Annotated in this window: 18 protein-coding genes; 5 read left to right on the forward strand and 13 right to left on the reverse strand. The window is 70.3% G+C overall.

Annotated elements, in window-relative coordinates; all coding sequences use genetic code 11:
- Positions 1–33: 33 nt before the first annotated feature.
- The 4 genes from ITJ57_RS13950 to ITJ57_RS13965 all read right to left on the reverse strand — a co-directional run bounded on the left by ITJ57_RS13950 (position 34) and on the right by ITJ57_RS13965 (position 4,370).
- A complete protein-coding gene (locus ITJ57_RS13950) occupies positions 34–1,095 on the reverse strand; it encodes a hypothetical protein (RefSeq protein ID WP_194670699.1) in 1,062 nt (353 codons plus the stop codon).
- Positions 1,092–2,342, reverse strand: a complete 1,251-nt coding sequence (locus ITJ57_RS13955) for a sensor histidine kinase (protein WP_194670700.1) — start codon at positions 2,340–2,342, stop codon at positions 1,092–1,094. The genes ITJ57_RS13950 and ITJ57_RS13955 overlap by 4 nt, the downstream gene beginning before the upstream one ends.
- Complete coding sequence (locus ITJ57_RS13960; protein ID WP_056012862.1) at positions 2,332–2,988, reverse strand: response regulator transcription factor; 657 nt, start codon at positions 2,986–2,988, stop codon at positions 2,332–2,334. Before ITJ57_RS13960 ends, ITJ57_RS13955 begins: the two co-directional genes overlap by 11 nt.
- 77 nt (positions 2,989–3,065) lie before the next feature.
- Positions 3,066–4,370, reverse strand: coding sequence for a class I SAM-dependent RNA methyltransferase (locus ITJ57_RS13965; protein WP_194670701.1), 1,305 nt, complete (start codon positions 4,368–4,370; stop codon positions 3,066–3,068).
- Between the two features lie 61 nt (positions 4,371–4,431).
- Here ITJ57_RS13965 and ITJ57_RS13970 point away from each other — a divergent pair, with 61 nt between their 5' ends.
- The 3 genes from ITJ57_RS13970 to ITJ57_RS19835 all read left to right on the forward strand — a co-directional run bounded on the left by ITJ57_RS13970 (position 4,432) and on the right by ITJ57_RS19835 (position 8,631).
- Positions 4,432–5,082 (forward strand): nucleoside triphosphate pyrophosphatase, encoded by a 651-nt coding sequence (locus ITJ57_RS13970; protein ID WP_370582413.1) that lies wholly within the window; start codon positions 4,432–4,434, stop codon positions 5,080–5,082.
- Positions 5,083–5,178: 96 nt separating this feature from the next.
- Positions 5,179–6,939 carry a biotin carboxylase N-terminal domain-containing protein gene (locus tag ITJ57_RS13975; protein WP_194670702.1) on the forward strand — a complete coding sequence of 587 codons (1,761 nt, stop codon included), beginning with the start codon at positions 5,179–5,181 and terminating at the stop codon, positions 6,937–6,939.
- A gap of 54 nt (positions 6,940–6,993) precedes the next feature.
- Complete coding sequence (locus ITJ57_RS19835) at positions 6,994–8,631, forward strand: LuxR C-terminal-related transcriptional regulator (RefSeq protein WP_194670703.1); 1,638 nt, start codon at positions 6,994–6,996, stop codon at positions 8,629–8,631.
- 23 nt (positions 8,632–8,654) lie between these two features.
- On the opposite strand, the gene ITJ57_RS13985 is transcribed toward ITJ57_RS19835, so the two are convergent.
- Positions 8,655–10,091 (reverse strand): NAD(P)H-quinone dehydrogenase, encoded by a 1,437-nt coding sequence (locus ITJ57_RS13985; RefSeq protein WP_056012877.1) that lies wholly within the window; start codon positions 10,089–10,091, stop codon positions 8,655–8,657.
- Positions 10,092–10,219: 128 nt separating this feature from the next.
- Between ITJ57_RS13985 and ITJ57_RS13990 the strand changes: the two genes are divergently transcribed.
- Positions 10,220–11,053 carry a purine-nucleoside phosphorylase gene (locus ITJ57_RS13990; protein ID WP_194670704.1) on the forward strand — a complete coding sequence of 278 codons (834 nt, stop codon included), beginning with the start codon at positions 10,220–10,222 and terminating at the stop codon, positions 11,051–11,053.
- Positions 11,050–12,750, forward strand: coding sequence for a phospho-sugar mutase (locus ITJ57_RS13995; RefSeq protein ID WP_194670705.1), 1,701 nt, complete (start codon positions 11,050–11,052; stop codon positions 12,748–12,750). Before ITJ57_RS13990 ends, ITJ57_RS13995 begins: the two co-directional genes overlap by 4 nt.
- Before the next feature lie 74 nt (positions 12,751–12,824).
- On the opposite strand, the gene ITJ57_RS14000 is transcribed toward ITJ57_RS13995, so the two are convergent.
- The 8 genes from ITJ57_RS14000 to ITJ57_RS14035 form a co-directional block, all read right to left on the reverse strand.
- The gene (locus ITJ57_RS14000) at positions 12,825–13,097 is read right to left on the reverse strand and encodes a PTS sugar transporter subunit IIB (protein WP_194670706.1); all 273 of its coding nucleotides are present in this window, start codon (positions 13,095–13,097) and stop codon (positions 12,825–12,827) included.
- Positions 13,094–13,561 carry a PTS sugar transporter subunit IIA gene (locus ITJ57_RS14005; protein WP_194670707.1) on the reverse strand — a complete coding sequence of 156 codons (468 nt, stop codon included), beginning with the start codon at positions 13,559–13,561 and terminating at the stop codon, positions 13,094–13,096. The genes ITJ57_RS14000 and ITJ57_RS14005 overlap by 4 nt, the downstream gene beginning before the upstream one ends.
- A gap of 120 nt (positions 13,562–13,681) precedes the next feature.
- Positions 13,682–14,812, reverse strand: coding sequence for an adenosine deaminase (locus ITJ57_RS14010; protein ID WP_194670708.1), 1,131 nt, complete (start codon positions 14,810–14,812; stop codon positions 13,682–13,684).
- 112 nt (positions 14,813–14,924) lie between these two features.
- Positions 14,925–16,217 (reverse strand): thymidine phosphorylase, encoded by a 1,293-nt coding sequence (locus tag ITJ57_RS14015; RefSeq protein WP_194670709.1) that lies wholly within the window; start codon positions 16,215–16,217, stop codon positions 14,925–14,927.
- Entirely contained in the window at positions 16,214–16,633 is a 420-nt protein-coding gene (locus ITJ57_RS14020) for a cytidine deaminase (RefSeq protein WP_194670710.1), read from the reverse strand. The genes ITJ57_RS14015 and ITJ57_RS14020 overlap by 4 nt, the downstream gene beginning before the upstream one ends.
- 2 nt (positions 16,634–16,635) lie before the next feature.
- The gene (locus tag ITJ57_RS14025; RefSeq protein ID WP_056012898.1) at positions 16,636–17,937 is read right to left on the reverse strand and encodes an ABC transporter permease; all 1,302 of its coding nucleotides are present in this window, start codon (positions 17,935–17,937) and stop codon (positions 16,636–16,638) included.
- The gene (locus ITJ57_RS14030; protein ID WP_194670711.1) at positions 17,934–19,220 is read right to left on the reverse strand and encodes an ABC transporter permease; all 1,287 of its coding nucleotides are present in this window, start codon (positions 19,218–19,220) and stop codon (positions 17,934–17,936) included. Before ITJ57_RS14030 ends, ITJ57_RS14025 begins: the two co-directional genes overlap by 4 nt.
- The gene (locus ITJ57_RS14035) at positions 19,217–20,731 is read right to left on the reverse strand and encodes an ABC transporter ATP-binding protein (protein WP_056012902.1); all 1,515 of its coding nucleotides are present in this window, start codon (positions 20,729–20,731) and stop codon (positions 19,217–19,219) included. The genes ITJ57_RS14030 and ITJ57_RS14035 overlap by 4 nt, the downstream gene beginning before the upstream one ends.
- Positions 20,732–20,829: the final 98 nt, after the last annotated feature.

Consider the following 20,829-nt stretch of genomic DNA (forward strand, 5'->3'; position numbering starts at 1 on the left):
AGCTCGCGATCGACCGGCCTGCTTGCTCGCGGATCACTCGGATCCGGCGGCCGCCTGGCGTCCGAGGTCGGCGCGCGATCCGTCCCGCGGGATCTCGAGCCAGACGTCGAGGTCCTCGTCATCGTCGTCGGGGCCCGGCGCGACGCCGGGAACCGGGGGCACGGCACGCAGCCCGACGACCGTCACCGCGACGCGATCGTCGTCCGGCACGCTCCGCACGATGAGGCGCGTCGCGGCCGAAGCCGCGAGCGTCTCGGCGATCTGCGCATGGATCGCGTCGAGGACCTCGGCGTCCAACTCCTCGAGACCGCCCTCGTCGAGCATGTTCACGACCGCGCCCCGACGACGAGCGGCGAGGACCTCGGCGCGTACCGCGTCACTCAGGAGGTGGCGGCCCCGGATCTCGTCGCGGAGGCTCGCCTCGAGCGTCCGGCATTCGGTGCGATCGGCGACCGACAGCCTGCCGCCGTTCGCGATGATCGTGCGCAGCATCGGTGTGGCGAGCCGACCCGTCTGGCTCAGGCGCCGCCGTCGTTCATGGACGTGGGCGTACTGCGCGGCCTGCCAGTCCGACGTCGCGTGCTCGGCCTGGGTGAGTCGCTCGGCGTCGTGTTGAGCTCCGGCGATCGACCGGGTGAGCACACTCGCGAGGACGACCCAGATGAGGCTCCCCGTCACGCCCATGCCGAGCGCCAGGCCGGGGCCGGCCCAGACCAGGGACTGCACGGTGAGGAAGATGATCCCGAGGTAGGCGACCAGTTCGCGTTGCCGGACCACCGTGATCGTCATGAGGGTCCCGATCGAGGCCACATGCCAGGTGGCGTAGCCGTTGTTCCGGGTGGGGTCCAGCTGGCTCGTCACGAGGAGGGGCACGATGATGGCGGTCGCGAGATTGAGGCTGGCGAGCCAGGAGGGCATCCGGGTCGATCCCATCGGCCAGAGGCTCAGGACGCTCGCGACCGCGTAGACGAGCATCGCGATGAGCACCGGTACGGCTTCACGCGGCGTCTCGAGGGTCAAGGCGGCACGGAGCAGGTGGTAGGCCGAGAACAGGGCGGCGAGGATGACGAGCGCGTACCGCGGGGCCGGGGTCATGAGGCGTCCTCCGGAGACCATTCGATCCGGATGACGGCACCCTCACCGGGCCGGGAGAGCACGGTCGAGCGGCCTCCGACACCGGCCATGCGCTCGACGATCGACACCTTGAGGCCGAGTCGCTCCTCGGCGACCGCGTCGGGGCAGAATCCGACCCCGTCGTCGCTGACGGTCACGCAGACACCGCCCGACACCGTCCCCTCGATCGCCAGGCTCCTCGCGACGCCCTGGCCAGCATGCTCGACGCTGTTGACCATCGCCTGCACCGTCGCCCAGTACACCGCGTTCGCGACCGTCACGGGGAGCACCCGCCCGGACGCCCCCTCGGTCGTGACCGTGAACGGTTCGCCGAGCATCGACGCCGCACCGCGCAGGCGCTCGACGAGTTCCGCGAGGCCCGTGACCTCGTCCTCGTTGGTCATCGGTGCGCCGACCCCCTCGAGCTGCTCGATGGCGACCCTGGCCATCATCACCGCGAGGGCTTCGGACTTGGGCGTCATCGCGCGGTCGGCCGCGAGCAGGGAGGCGAGCACGCTGTCGTGCACGATCGAATCGACCTCCACCCGCTCCACCTCCGTCGCGTGCTGTTTGACGGCGGCGTCGTAGGTCGACAGCGCGGCGGCCCTGGCCACGTCGACCCGGCCCGCCAACACCCGGAAGAGGCCCACCAGGACGACGATGAGCCCGCCGATGATCGTCGCGTACGAGGCGTCGAGCGCGCCGATCTCCCAGGAGGCCGGGACGAAGTCGGCGTCGATGATGCGGTTCACGCCGTACATGAACGAGGTGACCACCAGGTACACGATGGCTCCGCGCAGTTTGAGCGGCACGCATGCGAAGGCGACCGCGATGGTGCAGAGGTACCAGATCCACGGTTCCTGGTTGATGTCGGCCGGCGCCGGCGCGTTCACCGCCGGCCAGATGAGCAGCGCGACCAGGAACACCGCCGCGAAGACCCCTGAGGCCAGCCGATGGTGCCACAGGAAGAAACAGCAGCCGATGGCCACGCCCATGGACCCGAAGACGGCCACGACATAGAGGACGCCGATCCAGCCGTCGATCTGGACACCCTGACCGAGGGTGGTGAACGCGGTCTGCAGGCCGAAGACGAGCCCGATGATCGCGACCGATCGGCCGAGGAGGCGCTCGAAGTTGGCGGTGTTCAGCATCCGGCGCTGAGCCTGGGCATCCTTCGTGTCCGCGGGGATCGCGGGATGCCTGGTCGGTGCCCGGAAGCTAGGAGACATCCGTCCCGCCTTGATCGAGGCCGGGGAGGATCCCGTCCTCGACCGCGCGGCGGAGCAGGTCGACCTTCGTCGGTGCCGGACGGCCCACCTCGACGTACTTCACGCGGATGCGGTCGATGTGCTCGCGGGCCGTCGAGTAGGCGATCCCGAGCTGCATGGCGACGGTCTTCAGCGGCAGGCCGGAGGCGTAGAGGTGGAGGACGTCGCGCTCGCGGCGGCCCAGTTGCGCGCGGGCGAAGTCGCTGTCGGCGTCGATCGCACTGGCCCACTCGATGTTGTTGAGTGCCTCGCCGCGGGCGACGGTGGCGATGGCGGCGATGACGGTGTCCGTCGGCGACGACTTCGGGATCACCCCGGACGCCCCGGCGGCCAGCGCCTCGCGGACGAGCGCCACCCGGTCGGCGATGGAGTGGATGAGCACGTGCGCGCCCACCGCCTGCACCGCCTGGATGTTCGTCGTCGGGGTGCTGCCGTCGGAGAGGGAGAGGTCGAGCACGACGACGTCGGGGACCACTCCGTTCAGCGCGGCGATGCACTCGACGGCGGTCGGGGCACTCGCCACGACCTGATACCCGGCGTGCGCACACACCGCTTCGATCCCGAGCCGGACGGACTCGTGATCATCAATGATTGCGACGGTCACCACGGCACCATCGTAGCGAGTGCCGGACCCCTCGGGCGGGACGGCCGTGGAGCGAGTCGGTCCGCCCGGGCGCTCGCCGTTCAAGCCGTGCGGGTGAAGCCGGCGACGGCCTCGAGGTGGTGGGTGTTCGGGAAGAGGTCGTAGGCGGCCAGGTGGCCCAGTTCGTACCCCTGCTCGGCGAGCAGCGCCACGTCGCGTGAGAGCGCGATGGGGTCGCAGGCGACGTAGACGATCGACGCGGGGCGCAGCTCGCCGAGCATCGCCACGATCTCCGCGCCCGCGCCCGACCGCGGCGGGTCCAGGACGACCGTCGCGGTGGCGTAGCGGGAACGCTCGATGCGGCTGCCCGAGGCGATCTCCGACCGGAGGAAGGCGTCGACCTTCGCGGTGACCGCCTGCGCGCCGACCCACTCGGACAGGTTCTCCCCCGCGTACTCGGTGGCGCGCTCGTCGCTCTCGACAGTGGTGATGCGCGTGGTGGAGCCGAAGCGGTCGGCCACGCCGGCGGCCAACAGCCCGACGCCGCCGTAGAGGTCGAGGTTCGCGGCGCGGGCGTCGAAGCGCGCGTCGTCGATCGCGTCGGAGACGGCCTGCTGCAGGGTCGCCGCCGCCTGGCGGTGGACCTGCCAGAACCCGTTCGCGTCGACGATGAACTCGCGGTCGCCGACGAGCTCGCGGATCGGATCGGCCGCCGGACGGACCGGCTTCGGGCCGCCACGTCGACCACGGCCGCCCCCGCGTCGCCGGTCGCCGCCTCCGGCCTCGTCGGCACGGGTGAGGACGCGGACGGCACCGGTCGAGGAGGCGACGATGTCGATCGACGTGGTGCCGTGCGGCAGCTCCTCGAGACGCGCCGCGTCCGCGACGGCCTCGATCGCGAGCGGCAGGTCGTCGACGGGGACGACCTGGTGGGACCGCGCGGCGTAGGGTCCGATGTTGCCGTGCTGGTCGACGTGCAGCGAGACCCTCGTGCGCCACCGCGTGCCGTCGGGCGTCTCGCCGTCGACCGCGGACACGGTGAACTCGGGCGCGACCCCGGCGAAGCGCTCGAGGCCTTCGGCCAGCACCTGGTGCTTCAGGGCGCGTTGGTGGGCCAGGTCGATGTGTCCGAACTCGGCTCCGCCGGCCCGTTCGCCCGGCTCGCGGTCGATGGAGGCCTCGGCCCAGACGTGCGGGCGGCGGTGCTCGGACGGGGTGAGGACCTCCAGGGTCTCCGCCCGCCAGAACCGCTTCTCGTTCTCGTCGACGATGCGGGCCCTGACGCGCTCACCGGGCAGGGTGTCGGGGACGAAGACCACACGGCCCTCGTGCCGAGCGACGAACACACCCCCGTGGGCTACGTTGGTGATGTCCAGTTCCACGGTGCGTCCAGTCGTCGTGCTCATGCGTCGAGCATGTCACACGGGTGACCGGCGGGGGTCCACCGTCCTCCCGGAAGGAACCGTCGTGCGTCTCACGCTCGCCTCAACGTCCCCGGCCAGGCTCGCGCTCCTGCGGTCGAGCGGCATCGAACCGGTCGTCGTCCCGTCGTCCGTCGACGAGGACCAGGCGGTCGCGGACGCCACGCTCGCCGCCGGAGCACCGCTGACCCCGGAAACGGTCGTCGCACTCCTCGCCCGGGCGAAGGCCGAGGCCTCGCTGCGGGTGGTCGTCGATCGCGGCGACGAGGTCGGCCTCCTCCTCGGGGGTGATTCGGTCTTCGTCCTCGACGGCGTCGTCCACGGGAAGCCGCACACGGCCGAGCGGGCGCGCGAGCGGTGGCAGGCACAGCGCGGGCGGACCGGGACGCTGTACTCCGGCCACTGGCTCATCGACGGCACGCGCCCGTCGCCGGTCGGGGTCGGTGCCGTGGCCTCGGCCGAGGTGTCCTTCGCCGACGACCTCGACGATGCCGAGATCGACGCGTACATCGCCTCCGGTGAGCCGCTCGAGGTCGCCGGAGCGTTCACCATCGACAGCCTCGGTGCAGCCTTCATCACCCGGATCGACGGCGATCCGTCCACCGTCGTCGGCCTGTCCCTACCGACGCTCCGGCGTCTCGTCCGCACCCTCGGGCACGACTGGCACGAGCTCCGCAACCGCGCCGGAGCCTTGTGACGCCGACGCGCTTGTAGGAGTCACACGTCGTTCCCCCGGCTTTTCTGTGCGTGTGGTCCAAAAGTCGGTCCGGCCCTCCCGGTAGGCTCGTGGACTGTGCCACGTATAACCAAGGTCCTCATCGCCAACCGTGGCGAGATCGCCGTCCGCGTCATCCGAGCCGCGAAGGACAGCGGGATCGCCTCCGTCGCCGTCTACGCCGACCAGGATCGCGACGCCATGCATGCCCGCCTCGCCGACGAGGCCTACGCCCTCGACGGGGCGACGAGCGCCGAGACCTACCTCGTCATCGACAAGCTCCTCTCCATCGCCCGACGGTCCGGCGCCGACGCCGTACACCCCGGGTACGGGTTCCTGGCCGAGAACGCCGACTTCGCGCGTGCCGTCATGGCCGCCGGCCTCATCTGGATCGGTCCGTCGCCGGAGGCCATCGAGCGCCTCGGTGACAAGGTCTCGGCCCGCCACGTGGCCGAGAAGGTCGGCGCCCCGCTCGCGCCCGGCACCCTCAACCCGGTCTCGGGTGCTGAGGAGGTCCTCGACTTCGTCGACATCCACGGCCTGCCGGTCGCCATCAAGGCCGCCTTCGGTGGCGGCGGACGCGGCCTCAAGGTCGCCCGCGAACGCGAAGAGGTCGCCGAGCTCTTCGAGTCCGCGACCCGTGAGGCGATCGCCGCCTTCGGACGCGGCGAGTGCTTCGTGGAGAAGTACCTCGACCAGCCGCGGCACGTCGAGACCCAGTGCCTCGCCGACGCGCACGGCAACGTCGTCGTCGTCTCCACCCGCGACTGCTCGCTGCAGCGCCGCCACCAGAAGCTCGTCGAGGAGGCACCGGCGCCGTTCCTCACCGAGGAGCAGAACATCGAGCTCTACCGTGCGTCGAAGGCGATCCTCAAGGAGGTCGGCTACCTCGGTGCCGGCACCTGCGAATTCCTCATCGGCAAGGACGGCACCGTCTCCTTCCTCGAGGTCAACACCCGACTCCAGGTCGAGCACCCGGTCTCCGAGGAGGTCACCGGCATCGACCTCGTCCGCGAGCAGTTCCGTCTCGCCGAGGGCGGCGTGCTCGACTACGACGACCCGAAGCCGACCGGCCACTCCTTCGAGTTCCGCATCAACGGTGAGGACCCGGGACGCGGCTTCCTCCCGCAGCCCGGACCCATCCACGTCTTCAAGACCTTCGGCGGCCCCGGCGTGCGCCTCGACTCCGGCGTGACCGCCGGCGACACGATCTCCGGCGCCTTCGACTCGTTGCTCGGCAAGATCATCGTCACCGGTCGCACCCGCGAGGAGGCGCTCGAGCGCAGCCGCCGCGCCCTCGACGAGTTCGAGGTCGCTGGACTCCCGACCGTGATCCCCTTCCACCGCAAGATCGTCCGCGACCCGGCGTTCACCGCGGAGGACGGCACCTTCGGCGTGTACACACGCTGGATCGAGACCGAGTTCGTCAACGACATCGAACCGTGGGACGGCTCCATCGACGCCCAGCAGGTGCCGGCGACGCGATCCACCGTGGTCGTCGAAGTCGGTGGCAAGCGGCTCGAGGTCAGCCTCCCGGGTGGTCAGCTGGGGCTGAACGTCGGCGCACCCGTCGCCGCCCCGGCACCGCACCGTCGTGGCGGCTCCACGGTGGTCTCCGCGGCGACCGGCGACGCCGTCTCCGCCCCGATGCAGGCGACGATCGTGAAGCTCGCGGTCGCAGAGGGCGACGTCGTGGTGAAGGGCGACCTCGTCGTCGTGCTCGAGGCGATGAAGATGGAGCAACCGATCACCGCGCACAAGGACGGCACCGTCGGCGCGATCGACGCGACCGTCGGCACGACCGTCTCCTCAGGGCACCAGCTGCTCACCATCAGCTGACCCGCCGTTCAGCCGAAGGCTCCGCCCGGCTTGAGGCGACGATACGCTGAGCAGGTGTCAGCAACCGACCTCCTCGAAGACGCGTTGGATCGTGTGGCGAACTTCGACGCCTCCGGGGCGATCGCCCTGCTCGAGGCGGTGCCGGGCGTCGAGGCGGACCCCCGGCTGCTCGCGCTCCGCTCCTACGCGCGCTTCACCGCCGCGGACTTCGTCGGCTGCCAGCAGGACGCGGCAGCAGCCGTCGCCGCTTCCACGGGTGCCGAACGGACGACCAGACTCCTCGCGCTCGGCGCGGCCGGGCTCGCGCTCGGGTCCGACCGGTCACCGGACTCGATCCTCGAGGGGTGCTTCGAGGAGGCCATGTCGCTCGTCGAGGCCGGTGGCGAGGTGGAACCGTCCGTCGCCTGGCTCGTCGGCTACCTGCTCGTCGAGGGAGCCGTCGTCAACGTGCTGATCCACGTGGCGCGCGGCTTCGCCGACGCGTTCAGCGAGGAGATCGCCGCGACGCCCACCCGGCTCTTCCGCACACTCGTCGACGGCGTCGTCGCGCGACTGCTCCTCAACGAGGGTCGCGTCGCCGATGCGGAGGCGGCTGCGCTCGTCATGTTCGAACGGGCCTCCAGCGAGCCGACGAGACTCTACGCGGAGGCCGTCCAGTGCCTCGTCGCGGGGAACCGCGCCGAGCAGGGTGCGACCCGGACCCTCGCGCGGCGCGTCCGCCAGGCCATCCCCGAACCGACGGGCGCGTTCCAGACGACCTGCTACCTCCTCGTCGGATACGGGCTCGCCGCCCTGGCCGACGACCACGGAGCCGCCGCACTGGCGCGGAGCGCTTCGGGGAACGACTTCAGCGGGCTGTCCGTCCAGGACCGGGCCCTGGCGATCGAGCTGCTCGTCGCCAGCGCGTTCCTGGACGGCGACGTCGTCGAATTGGAACGACTCATCGGCTTCATCGCCGACGACGTCGATCGGCGTGTGCCCGGCCCGGCGATCCTGCGCATGCAGTGCAAGCTGGAACTGCTGCGGGGCGATCCGGCCGGAGCACTCGTTCTCGCCCGGACGGCGGCGACTCGCGCGCTGGCGGACGGCCGCATGCTCGAGGCCGGGATCGGCGAGATCCTCGCCACCCGAGCGCTCATCGCGATGTCCGACCGCACCCAGGCGGTGCGTGAACTGTCCGCACTCGCCGAGCAGGCCGATCGCGGCGGACACACCGCGGCGACCCGATCGGCCGCCCGCGAGTTGAAGGCCATCGGACGACGTCTCGCCCCGATCGCCGGATCCGGCTGGGACGGCCTGTCACCCCGCGAGCGCGAGGTGGCCCTCCTCTCCGCCGAGGGCAACTCGACGGCGCAGATCGCCTCCGTCCTGCAGCTCTCCTCCCGCACCGTCGACGCCCACGTGACGCGGGTGCTCGCCGCGTTCGGCATCGTGTCCCGGCGCCAGCTCCCCTCGAGGCTGCCGGCGACCCTGCCGTTGAGCGCCGTCCCCATCCCGACCACGCCGCTCACGCCCCGGCAACGGGACCTCACCGAACTCGTCGCCGACGGGCTGTCGAACGACGAGATCGCCGCGACCCTCGGCATCTCCCGCAAGACCGTGGAGAAGCACCTCAGCGCGGTGTTCACCGCGTGGTCGGTGCGCTCACGGGTGGCCGTGGCGCGCATCGTGCTCGCCAACCGCACCGCCTGAGCCCGGGAGCGCGACCGGCCGGACTACTCCACGATGTGCATGGCCCGCGCGGCGTCGGTGATCGACCCGGTGAGCGAGGGGTACACCGTGAACGCCCGAGCGACCTGGTCGACGTTCAAGCGCTGCTCGACGGCCAACGCCAGGGGGAAGATGAGTTCGCTGGCCTTCGGGGCGACGATGACCCCGCCGATCACCGTGCCGCTGCCGGTGCGGGCGAACAGCTTGACGAAGCCGTCCTTGATGCCCATCATCTTCGCGCGCGGGTTCTGCGCCAGCGGCAGCTTGTAGATCTCGCCCTGCGCGATGCCGTCCTCGATCTGCTTCTGGGTCCAGCCGACGGTCGCGATCTCCGGCTGCGTGAAGATGTTCGCGGCCACGTTGCGGATCTCGGTCGGGTTCACCGCGTCGCCCATGGCGTGCAGCATCGAGGTGCGCCCCTGCATGGAGGCGACGGAGGCGAGCGGCAGGAACGTCGTGCAGTCGCCGGCGGCGTAGATGTTGGGGACGCTCGTCCGGGCCACCCGGTTGACGCGGATGTGACCGGAGTCGGTCAGCTGGACGCCGGCCTCCTCGAGCCCGATCCCGGCGGTGTTCGGGACCGAACCGACCGCCATGAGGCAGTGCGAGCCTTCGACGGTCCGGCCGTCGGAGAGGGTCGCGACGACGCCGTGCTCGGTCCGGGTGACCGAGTCGGCCCTGGACTTCGACAGCACCGTCATGCCGTTGCGCTTGAAGACGTTCTCGATGACGGCCGCGGCGTCCGCGTCCTCGCCGGGCAAAACCTGGTCGCGGCTCGAGATGAGCGTGACCTTCGACCCGAGCGCCGTGTACGCGGAGGCGAACTCGGCGCCGGTGACACCGGAGCCGACGACGATCAGGTGCTCGGGGACCGAGGTGAGGTTGTACAGCTGGGTCCAGGTGAGGATGCGCTCGCCGTCCGGCAGCGCTGACGGCAACTGACGCGGACTCGCGCCCACGGAGATGACGACGGTGTCGGCCTCGATGCGGTCGAAGTCGGTCCCTGCGGAGCGGTCGGTCGAGACGATGACCTCGTTCGGGCCGTCGAGGCGCCCCTGGCCGTTCACGATCCGGACGCCGGCCCGGATGAGCCCGGCCCGCATGTCCTCGGACTGTTGGCGGGCGAGCCCCAGCAGACGTTTGTTGACCGCGGCGAGGTTGACGGCGACCTCGGGACGGCTGGGCTTGCCGGTGGTCTCCGAGCGGACGAAGAACTGCACACCGAGATCAGCGGCCTCGCCGATGGCACCGACCGCGTCGGCCGTGGCGATGAGGCTCTTGGACGGGACGACGTCGGTGATGACCGCCGCGCCGCCGACGCCCGTCCGTTCCACCAGGGTCACGTCGGCGCCGAGCTGGGCGCCGGCGAGCGCCGCCTCGTACCCGCCGGGTCCGCCTCCGATGATCGCCACTCGCTGCTTGCGTTCGAACTCGTAGGCCATGCGACCATTCTCGCGCGCGACCAGGGGCGGGACCAAACCCGTTCCGCGCCCCGGCGACGACCGGGTTGCACGGATGAGCGGGGTCCGCACGGTTGGGGTCCGGCCTCGCCCCTGTCTAGAGTGAGAGGATGTCCGAAACTGCTGCGAACCCGCTCGATCTGTCCGATGTCGATCCCTTCGAGATCGCCCGAGAAGCCGCGGGTCAGATCGCCGAGAAGACCGGTGTCGATCGCCACGACATCGCCCTCACGCTCGGGAGTGGTTGGGGGAAGGCGGCCGACCTCATCGGTGAGACCACGGCGACCATCCCAGCAGCCGAGATCGTCGGCTTCTCGAAGCCCGCGCTCGAGGGCCACGTCGGCACCCTGCGCTCCGTCCTCCTGCCGAGCGGCAAGCGTGCGCTCGTGATCGGTGCCCGGACCCACTACTACGAGAACCACGGCGTGCGCCGCGTGGTGCACAGCGTCCGGACGGCCGCGGCCGCGGGCGCCGGCATCATGATCCTCACCAACGGCGCGGGCGGCATCAAGGACCACTGGACCCCCGGCACGCCGGTCCTCATCAGCGACCACATCAACCTCACCGCGGACTCGCCGCTCGAGGGCGCGACGTTCATCGACCTCACCGACCTGTACGCGAAGCGCCTGCGCGACCTCGCGCACTCGGTCGCACCCGAGCTCGACGAAGGCGTCTACACGCAGTTCCGCGGGCCGCACTACGAGACCCCCGCCGAGGTGCAGATGGCGAAGGCGATCGGTGGCCACATCGTCGGCATGTCCACGGCGCTGGAGGCCATCGCCGCCCGTCAGGCCGGCATGGAGGTGCTCGGCATGTCGCTCATCACGAACCTCGCCGCCGGCATCCAGAAGACGCCGCTCAGCCACGCCGAGGTCATCGAGGCCGGCCAGACGGCCGAGCCGGTGATCAGCAAGCTCCTCGCGCAGATCGTCGCCGCCCTGTGAGCGCCTCGACGCTGCTCGCGACCGCGGAGGCATGGCTCGCGCAGGACCCCGACGACGAGACGAGGGCCGAACTGGCCGGACTCGTCGAGCGCGCCAGGGTCGCCGACGAGGTCGCGGTCGCCGAGCTGCACGACCGCTTCGACACCCGCCTGCAGTTCGGCACGGCCGGGCTGCGCGGCCGCATCGAAGCCGGCTCCAACCGCATGAACCGCGTGCTCGTCTCACAGGCCGCGGCGGGCCTCGCCACCTACCTCCTCGAGCAGGCAGCGGACGGGGTCACCCCGAGCATCGTCATCGGGTACGACGGCCGGAAGAACTCCGCGGTGTTCGCTCAGGACACCGCCGAGCTCATGACGGGCGCCGGCGTCCGCGCCATCCTGCTCCCCCGACTGCTGCCGACGCCGGTCCTCGCCTTCGCCGTCCGGTTCTTCGACGCCTCGGCCGGCGTCATGGTCACCGCGAGCCACAACCCGCCGGCCGACAACGGCTACAAGGTGTACCTCGGCGGTGAGCACCAGGGCTCGCAGATCGTCTCCCCCGCCGATGCGGCGATCGCCGCGCACATCGAGCGCATCGCCACCGCGGCGTCCGTCCAGGACCTGCCTCGCGACGAGGCGTTCGAGATCGCTGGTGAGGACGTCGTCGACGCGTACGTCGCGGCGACGGCCGCTGTGGCCCAGGCTCCGGCGGGAGACCAGCTCCGCGTCGTCTACACCGCCATGCACGGCGTCGGCTGGGAGACCACCGGTCGCGTCCTCGAGACCGCAGGGTACCCCGCACCGGAACTCGTCACCGAGCAGATCGACCCGGACCCGACGTTCCGGACCGTGAGCTTCCCGAACCCGGAGGAGCCCGGCGCCCTCGACCTGTCGTTCGCGACGGCGCGAGCGACCGGCGCCGACCTCATCATCGCCAACGACCCCGACGCCGACCGCCTGGCGATCGCCATCCCGGACGCTGCGGAGGCCTCCGGCTACCGACGACTCACCGGCAACGAGGTCGGCCTGCTCCTCGGCTGGCGCGCGGCGCAGCTCGCGAGTGCGGAACTCGACGGCGATGCGGCACCGGAGGGGACCCTCGCCTGCTCGATCGTCTCCTCACCGGCGTTACGGACGGTCGCCGAGGCCCACGGTCTCGCGTTCCGCGAGACGCTCACCGGGTTCAAGTGGATCTCCCGCACCCCCGGCATGCGCTTCGGCTTCGAAGAGGCGCTCGGATACCTCGTGAACCCCGAGACGGTGCGCGACAAGGACGGTATCTCCGCCGCGGTCGCGTTCCTCGGACTCGCGACGTCGGCTGCACAGGCGGGCGAGAGCGTCGCCGGGCTGCTCGACCGGTTCGCTGCGACCTTCGGCTCCTTCGGGAGTGATCAGATCTCCATCCGCTACGCGGAGCTCAGCCGCATCGGCGAGGTCATGGCTGCACTGCGGGAGCTCCCGCCCACGCGGATCGCCGGAGCGGCGGTGACCCGGATCGACGATCTCGTCGACGGCTTCGAGGGCCTCCCGCCAAGCGACGTCCTCCGGCTGTGGCTCGACGACGGGACCCGGGTGATGATCCGCCCGAGCGGGACGGAACCGAAGCTCAAGGTGTACGTCGACGTGCAATCGAGCGAGGGCGATGCGGGCGAACGGGCGGCGACGGTCGCGGCACGCCTGGTCGCGCTGCGCAGCGAACTGACCGAGCTCGTCGCCTAGCCCGTCGGCCGGATCAGGGAACCGGACGCGGTCCGCCGACGACCGATCCGGCCGCCGAGCCACTCGGCGTGCCCTCAGCCGAGGGCGCGCTCGAGCTTCTCGGTGAGTTCGGCGAGGTCGAAATAATTGTCGATCACGACGATGTCGGCGAAGGTCTTGCCGATACGCTCGACGAGTTCGGGAGACGTCAGGATGACCTGGGCATCCGCAGCCGTCGTCGACAGGCTCTCGATGTCGCCGGCGATCACGTCGGCCTCGAGGTCGAGTCGCTCCAGGGCGCGTTCGGCGTTGAGCTTGAGGATCGCGGACGACCCCACTCCGGAACCGCAGACGGCGACGATCTTCACGCGGGACCTCCGTGGCCGAGCAGCTCGGCACGGAACACCGCGCGCACCTCGTCCGCGTCGTTGGCGGCGGCGAGCCGAGGGATCGCCGCCGGGTCGTTGAAGACGTTGGCGATCTCCGCCACCCAGCCGACGTGCGACTCCGCCGTGGTGACCGCTAGGCCGAGGACCACGGAGACCGGGTCGTTGTGCGGATGTCCGAACCGGACCGGCTCCGCGAGCGTCGCGACGACGAGGGAGTCCTGGTGGACGTCGGCTCCGGGACGCGCATGGGCGAGCGCGAGGCCTGGAGCGATGACGACGTAGGCGCCGAACTCCTCCACCACGTCGATCATGCGCTGCGTGTACGCAGCGTCCGTCGCTCCGGTCTGCGTGAGCAGTGCACCGGCCGCGCGGATCGCCTCTCGCCAGTCCGCCGCATCGACGCGGAGGGCGATTGTCGCTTCGGAGAGATCTGGGAGTGGCATCGCTTCAATCAGAGGATCGGTCGACCCGAGCGGGTCTGGACAAGCGTATCGCTCCGAGGCTGGAAGCCCGCCGCGCGTGTGCCACTCGAGTGGTCGTCCGAGTGGCACACGCGCCGAGGATCAGTCCTCGTCGTCGTCGAGGAATTCGTCGAACGCCTCCGAGATGCGGTCCGCCAGGGCCTCGCGGACCTCCAACGGCTGGAAGGCGGCGGCGGCCGCGTTCAGCTGGAAGGTCTCGAGGTCCGTGAGGTCGTAGTCGAACACCTCGGTAAGCAGCGTGAGCTCCTTGGTGAGGCTCGTGTCGCTCATCGTCCGGTTGTCGACGTTCACCGTGACGGCGAAGTCGAGCTGGTACAGCAGGTCGAACGGGTGGTCCTCGAGGTCGTCGCCCCAGGCCGCGATCGCCCCGGTCTGCAGGTTCGACTGGGGGCTCAGCTCGAGCGGGATCCGGCGGTCGCGGACCCACTCCGCGACCGGTCCGAGCGTGGCGTACAGGGACTCGGCGTCATCGCGCTCGATGAAGATGTCCTCCGCGATGCGGACCCCGTGACCGAGGCGGAGCGCCCGGCCGTCGAGCAGGGCGCTGCGGATCGACTCGACGCCGTCGGCCTCACCGGCGTGCACGGTGACCGGGAAGAGCTCACGCGCGAGGTAGTCGAAGGCCAGCCGGTGCTTGCTGGCCGGGAACCCGGCCTCGGCGCCGGCAATGTCGAAGCCCGCCACGCCGCGTTCGCGGTGCCGCACGGCGAGCTCCGCGATCTCGAGGGCGCGATCGGCGTGGCGCATAGCCGTGATGAGCTGACCGATCTGGATGTCCGAACCCGTGTGGGCGGCGTCCTTGATCCCGAGCTCGATGCCCTCCTGCACGGCCTCCACGACCGCGTCGAGGCTCAGCCCGCGGGTGAGGTGCTGCTCGGGAGCCCACCGCACCTCGCCGTAGATGACACCGTCGGCCGCGAGGTCCTGGACAAACTCGCGCGCGACGCGGACGAGCCCCTCCTCGGTCTGCATGACCGCGGTGGTGAGGTCGAAGGTCTTCAGATACTCGACGAGCGAGCCGGCGTTGCACTGGGCGTAGAACCAGTCGGCGAGGCCGTCCGGGTCGGACACGGGGACGTCGACGCCCACCGCCTCCGCGAGTTCGATGATGGTCGAGGGGCGCACGCCGCCGTCGAGGTGGTCGTGGAGCGAGATCTTGGGCAGCGCGCTGACGTCGACGCCGGAGAGGGGGGATTCATCTGCAGAGGTCACGGGGTTCACTGTACCGCGCACGCGCGTCCGGCGACATGGCGTCCATCGGGCCGCTCCGACCCGTCACCCGCGAGGAGCGGGCACGGCCGGTCGGAGCGGACCGGAGGGCGGGTCAGGCCTCGATGCGCGCCCGGACGATGGGCCCGCGCGGAGCCGCCGAGTCGGCGATCGAATACGCGCCCTCGAGCGCCTCGAGCGCCCGCGGGAACCGTGCGCCGTCGTCCGCGCTCAGGGTGAACAGCGGCTGGCCCGCTCGGACCTCGTCACCGGGCTTCGCGTGCAGGTCGATGCCCGCAGCGTGGACGACCGGATCCTGCTGGCGTGCACGACCGGCGCCGAGACGCCAGGCGGCGATACCGAAGGGCAGGGCCTCCTGCGTCGCCAGGACGCCGTCGCGGGAGGCGGTGACGACGTGGGTCTCCTTGGCGACCGGCAGCGGAGCATCCGGGTCGCCGTCCTGCGCTCGGATCATCCGCTTCCACACGTCCATGGCCCGGCCGTCCGCCAACGCACTCTCGACGTCGGCGTCCGGCTGGCCGGCGAGGGTCAGCATCTCCCGCGCGAGCGCGATGGTCAGTTGCACGACGTCGGCCGGGCCACCACCCGCGAGCACCTCCACGGACTCGCGGACCTCATTGGCGTTGCCGATCGCGAGGCCGAGCGGGACGTTCATGTCCGTCAGGAGCGCGGTCGTCGCGACGCCCGCGTCCGTGCCGAGCGCCACCATCGTGCGCGCCAGTTCCTCGGCGCGCTCGTACTCCTGCATGAACGCGCCAGAGCCGAACTTCACGTCGAGGACCAGGGCCCCCGTGCCTTCGGCGATCTTCTTGGACATGATGCTCGACGCGATCAGCGGGATGGCCTCGACGGTGCCGGTGGTGTCGCGCAGCGCATAGAGGCGCTTGTCGGCCGGTGCGAGCCCGGAGCCGGCAGCGCAGATGACCGCGCCGACCTCGGTCAGCTGCCGCATCATCTCGTCGTTGGTGAGGGCGGCACGCCAGCCGGGGATGCTCTCGAGCTTGTCGAGGGTTCCGCCGGTGTGCCCGAGGCCTCGCCCGGACAGCTGGGGCACCGCGACGCCGAACACGGCGACCAGCGGCGCGAGCGGCAGGGTGATCTTGTCGCCGACACCACCCGTCGAGTGCTTGTCCGAGGTCGGCTTGTCGAGCGCGGCGAAGCTCATGCGCTCACCGCTCGCGATCATCGCCATCGTGAGGTCGCGGATCTCGCGGCGTTCCATACCATTCAGGAGGATCGCCATCGCGAGCGCCGACATCTGCTCGTCGGCGACGTAGCCGCGGGTGAACGCGTCGATCAGCCAGTCGATCTGCGGCGTCGTCAGCTCACCCCGGTCGCGCTTCGTGCGGATGAGGTCGACGACGTCGAAGGCTTCTACGGGACTCATGCGTGGTACTCCTCGAGTTGACGAGGCCCGAAGGCGTCCGGGAGGACCTCGTCGATGGTGCGGATGCCGGAGACGGTGTCGAGCAGCATGCCCGCCGTCGAGTGCTCGTACAGCAGCTGACGGCAGCGTCCGCACGGCATCAGGCGCTCACCTTTGCCGTCGACGCACGCGAAGGCGACGAGGCGTCCTCCGCCCGTCATGTGCAGGGCGGACACGAGGGCGCACTCGGCGCACAGGGTGAGCCCGTAGCTGGCGTTCTCGACGTTGCAGCCGGAGATGATCCGACCGTCGTCGACGAGCGCCGCCGCGCCCACCGGGAAGCGGCTGTAGGGCACGTAGGCGTGGCCCATCGCCTCGCGGGCGGCAGCGTGGAGGGCGTCCCAGTCGATCTCGGGACCGGTCGATGCGTCGCTCACGATCAGCCCTTCACGTAGGGTTTGCCGGCTGCGGCCGGACCCCGGGAGACGCCGACGAGGCCCGCCACCGCGAAGATCGTCACGACGTACGGCAGCATGAGCATGAACGCGCTCGGCACCGGGGAGCCGATGGCGCTCAACGCGAACTGCAGGTTCTGCGTGAAGCCGAACAACAGCGCCGCGAGGGTCGCCTTCAGCGGGTCCCATCGCCCGAAGATGACCGCCGCGAGCGCGATGTAACCTGCACCGGCCGTCATCTCCTTGTTGAATGCACCGACCGAGCCGAGGGTGAAGTACGCGCCGCCGAGACCGACGATCGCACCGGCGAGGGCCACGTTCCAGAAGCGCGTCCGGTTCACGTTGATGCCGACGGTGTCGGCCGCCTGCGGGTGCTCACCGACCGCGCGGAGGCGGAGACCCCAGCGGGTGGAGAAGAGGCAGTAGAAGACCACGGCGACGGCGATGTACATCAGGTAGATGATGATCGTCTGCCGGAACAGCACCGGCCCGATGAGCGGGATCTCGCTGAGGATCGGGATGTTGATGCGGGGGAACTTCGGCGGGCTGTTGAAGAGCGCCTCGTTCTTCGTGAGCACCTGTGCGTACAGGAAGCTCGTGAGCCCCACGACGAGGACGTTGAGGACGACACCCACGATGACCTGGTCGACGAGGTACTTGATCGAGAACGCCGCGAGCAGGAAGCTCACGAGCATGCCGGCGATCATCGCCGCGACCAGGCCGAGCACCGCGTTGCCCGTCACCGACGCCACGAAGGCGGACGAGAACGCTCCGGCGAGGAGCTGGCCTTCGATCGCGATGTTGACGACGCCGACACGCTCGGAGATGACGCCGCCGAGCGCTCCGAAGATGAGCGGGACGCTCAGCGCGACCGTGCCGAGCAGCAGCCCCGTGATCGGGATGGCCTTGCCCGCGGCGGCCCAGGACAGGAACCCGACCATGAAGAGCACGCCGAACACGGTGATGAGCCAGAGCGGGATGCGCTTGCCGGTCGTGACGAGGTAGGCGCTCAGCGCCGTGATCGCCGCGAGGAGGATCGTGACGACGATGCCCGTGACGGTGGACGGCAGCACCACCGTCGGCAGCTGGATGACGTCCCCCTCGCTGGAGAGGCGGAAGGTGCTGTTGCCGTCCCGGTGCCAGATGACGAAGAGCAGGAACGCGATGACGGTGAAGATGCCGAAGGCGATCGGCGCCTTCCAGCTCCGGACCACGACCGTCTCGAGGACGATCGGTGCGTCGGGAGCGGGCTGGGGCTGCTGCTTGTCGAGCGTGAACGCACTCATGCGGACACCTCCTTCTTGGTGGCGCGACGCGTGCGGCGCGCCGATCCGTCCGGCTTCGGCAGGAAGAAGATCGCGCGGACGAGCGGCGGCGCCGCGATGAACAGCACGATGAGGGCCTGGAGGACCAGGACGATGTCGATCGGCACATTGACGCCCTGGGTCGCCTGCATGGAGTACCCGCCGGCCTTCAGTGCGCCGAACAGGATGCCGGCGATGAGGATGCCGCCCGGCCGACTCCGACCGAGGAGGGCGACGGTGATCGCGTCGAAGCCGATGCCCGCGTCGATGCCGTTGTCGAAGCCGGAGGTCACGGTCCCGAGCACCTGCGAGACCCCGGCGAGGCCGATGAGCCCACCGGAGAGGAGCATGGCGTACACGTAGGTGTTCTTCACGTCGATCCCGGCGACGCGGGCGGCGTTCGGGTTCTCCCCCACCGCGCGGAAGCGGAAGCCGATGGAGGACCGGCTGAACAGCCACCACACGAACACGACCGCGATGATCGCGATGAGGAACCCGGCGTGGAGGTTGTACCGGTCGCCCAGGAGCTTCGGCAGGACGGCGTTCTCCGCCATCCCCGCGCTCTTCGGCACGTTCGACCCGGGAGCCTGCAGGAGCCCCTGGGTGGAGAGCATGAAGGTGATGAGGTAGAACGCGACGTAGTTGAGCATGATCGTGATGATCACCTCGTGCGCGCCCGTCCTGGCCTTCAGGACACCGACGATGCCACCCCAGAACGCACCGCCGACGATGCCCGCCGCGACGGCGACGAGCAGGTGCACGACCGGCGGGAGGTCGAGGGTGAACCCGACCCAACCGGCGCAGGCGGCGGCGATGAGCATCTGGCCACGGCCACCGATGTTGAACATCCCGACGCGGAACGCGAGACCGACTCCGAGACCGGCGAGGATCAGCGGCGTGGCGAAGGTGAGGGTCTCGGTCAACGGGCGGATGCCGTTCAGGAAGTCGGGCCGGCGGAAGTTGTAGATGGACCCCTGGAAGAGGGCCCCGTAGGCGCCGGTCGCCGACTGCCAGACCGCGGCGATCGTGTCGCCCGGCCGAGCGAAGAAGTACCCGGCGGCCGCGTGGACCTTCGGGTCGGTGAGGGCGATGAGGACGGCACCGGCGACCATCGCCAGCACCACCGCGAGGATGGAGATGACGATGCTCGAGTTGAGGATCTCCGCCAGCACCCTGTTCGAGCGCGGCTGCGTCGTGTCGGGCTTCGCCTCGCCGGGAGCCACCGGCTGGACCGTTCCAGGCGGGGTGTGGGACGTGTCGCTCATGCTGCTGCTCCTGCCGGGAGTTCGCCGGCCATCATGAGGCCGAGGACCTCTCTGGGGGTCGAGGCCGGGACGATCCCGACGATGCCGCCGCGGTACATGACGGCGATGCGGTCGGCGAGCGCGACGACCTCGTCGAGCTCGGTCGACACGACGATGACGGGGATGCCCGCGTCGCGCGTCGCGACGATGCGCTTGTGCACGAACTCGATCGATCCGACGTCGATGCCGCGGGTGGGCTGGGCGGCGACGAACAGACGCAGGTCACGGCTGAGTTCGCGCGCCAGGACGACCTTCTGCTGGTTGCCGCCCGACAGCGAGCCGGCGGGCGACTCGATGCCCTGGGAGCGGACGTCGAACTCCTGCGACTTCTCGCGGGCGAAGTCGTCGCGGAAGCCGCGCTGCACCGTGCCGGCCTTCACGAAGGGCGCACCCGTCGAGCGGTCGAGCATGAGGTTCTCCGCGATCGTGAACTGCTTGACGAGCCCGTCCTCCGACCGGTCCTCCGGCACGAACCCGACACCGGCGTCGAGGACCTTCCGCGGGGTGGAGCCGACGAGTTCGACGCCGTCGAGCTTGATACTGCCCTTCGTGTGGGGCTGCAACCCGAGGATCGCCTCGGTGAGTTCGGTCTGACCGTTGCCCTGCACGCCGGCGATGGCGAGCACCTCGCCCTCGTGTACGTCGAAACTGACGGCGTTCACGACGAGCTGTCCCAGGTGGTCGACGACCGAGAGGTCCTGCACGCGGAAGGTGGCCTCGCCGAGCTTCGGCGCCTCCTTATGGACGGTGAGCTCGACCGGACGGCCGACCATCAGCGACGCGAGCTCGGCGTTCGTCGCCGTGGGCGAGGCCTCGCCGACGACCTTCCCGAGGCGGATGACGGTGATGCGGTCGGCGACCTCGCGGACCTCGCGCAGCTTGTGGGTGATGAAGACGATCGACGTCCCCTCGCTCTTCAGCTGCTTCATGATCGCCATGAGCTCGTCGGTCTCCTGCGGCGTGAGCACGGCGGTGGGCTCGTCGAAGACGAGGACGTTGGCATTGCGGGAGAGCGCCTTGACGATCTCCACCCGCTGCTGCACGCCGACGGGGAGGTCGCCGACGAGGGCGTCCGGGTCGAGGCTGAAGCCGAACCGCTCGGAGATGTCGGTCACGAGCTTGCGGGCCGCTGCGACGTCGAGGCGACCACCGCCCTTGGTCTGCTCGTGGCCGAGCATCACGTTCTCGGCGACGGTGAAGACGGGGATGAGCATGAAGTGCTGGTGGACCATGCCGATGCCGGCGGCCATGGCGTCGCCCGGGCCTTGGAAGTGCTGGACGACGTCGTCCAGGAGGATCTCGCCCTCGTCGGCCTGGTACAGGCCGTACAGGACGTTCATGAGGGTGGACTTGCCTGCGCCGTTCTCACCGAGGAGGCAGTGGATCTCCCCCGGTTCGACGGTGAGGTCGATGTGGTCGTTGGCGGTGAGTGCGCCGAACCGTTTGGTGATGCCGCGGAGCTGGAGCTTCATGGGTCCCAATCTAGTCACGTGTCGGGTGTCGGCACAGACGGTCGGGATCGCCGTCGACCATGCCGCGAACAGACCGGGGGGAGGCCGCGATTCGCGAC

Origin of the sequence: Plantibacter sp. VKM Ac-2880 (assembly GCF_015351235.1) — a bacterium.
Taxonomy (GTDB): domain Bacteria; phylum Actinomycetota; class Actinomycetes; order Actinomycetales; family Microbacteriaceae; genus Plantibacter.

Bases quoted from the DNA above. Each gene is read 5' to 3' on its own strand.
- ITJ57_RS13985 (WP_056012877.1), bottom strand. From the start codon at position 10,091: ATGGCCTACGAGTTCGAACGCAAGCAGCGAGTGGCGATCATCGGAGGC.
- ITJ57_RS14035 (WP_056012902.1), bottom strand. From the start codon at position 20,731: ATGAAGCTCCAGCTCCGCGGCATCACCAAACGGTTCGGCGCACTCACC.
- ITJ57_RS14005 (WP_194670707.1), bottom strand. From the start codon at position 13,561: ATGCCACTCCCAGATCTCTCCGAAGCGACAATCGCCCTCCGCGTCGAT.
- ITJ57_RS13950 (WP_194670699.1), bottom strand. From the start codon at position 1,095: ATGACCCCGGCCCCGCGGTACGCGCTCGTCATCCTCGCCGCCCTGTTC.
- ITJ57_RS14025 (WP_056012898.1), bottom strand. From the start codon at position 17,937: ATGAGTGCGTTCACGCTCGACAAGCAGCAGCCCCAGCCCGCTCCCGAC.
- ITJ57_RS13990 (WP_194670704.1), top strand. From the start codon at position 10,220: ATGTCCGAAACTGCTGCGAACCCGCTCGATCTGTCCGATGTCGATCCC.
- ITJ57_RS14015 (WP_194670709.1), bottom strand. From the start codon at position 16,217: ATGAGTCCCGTAGAAGCCTTCGACGTCGTCGACCTCATCCGCACGAAG.
- ITJ57_RS14030 (WP_194670711.1), bottom strand. From the start codon at position 19,220: ATGAGCGACACGTCCCACACCCCGCCTGGAACGGTCCAGCCGGTGGCT.
- ITJ57_RS13955 (WP_194670700.1), bottom strand. From the start codon at position 2,342: ATGTCTCCTAGCTTCCGGGCACCGACCAGGCATCCCGCGATCCCCGCG.
- ITJ57_RS13965 (WP_194670701.1), bottom strand. From the start codon at position 4,370: ATGAGCACGACGACTGGACGCACCGTGGAACTGGACATCACCAACGTA.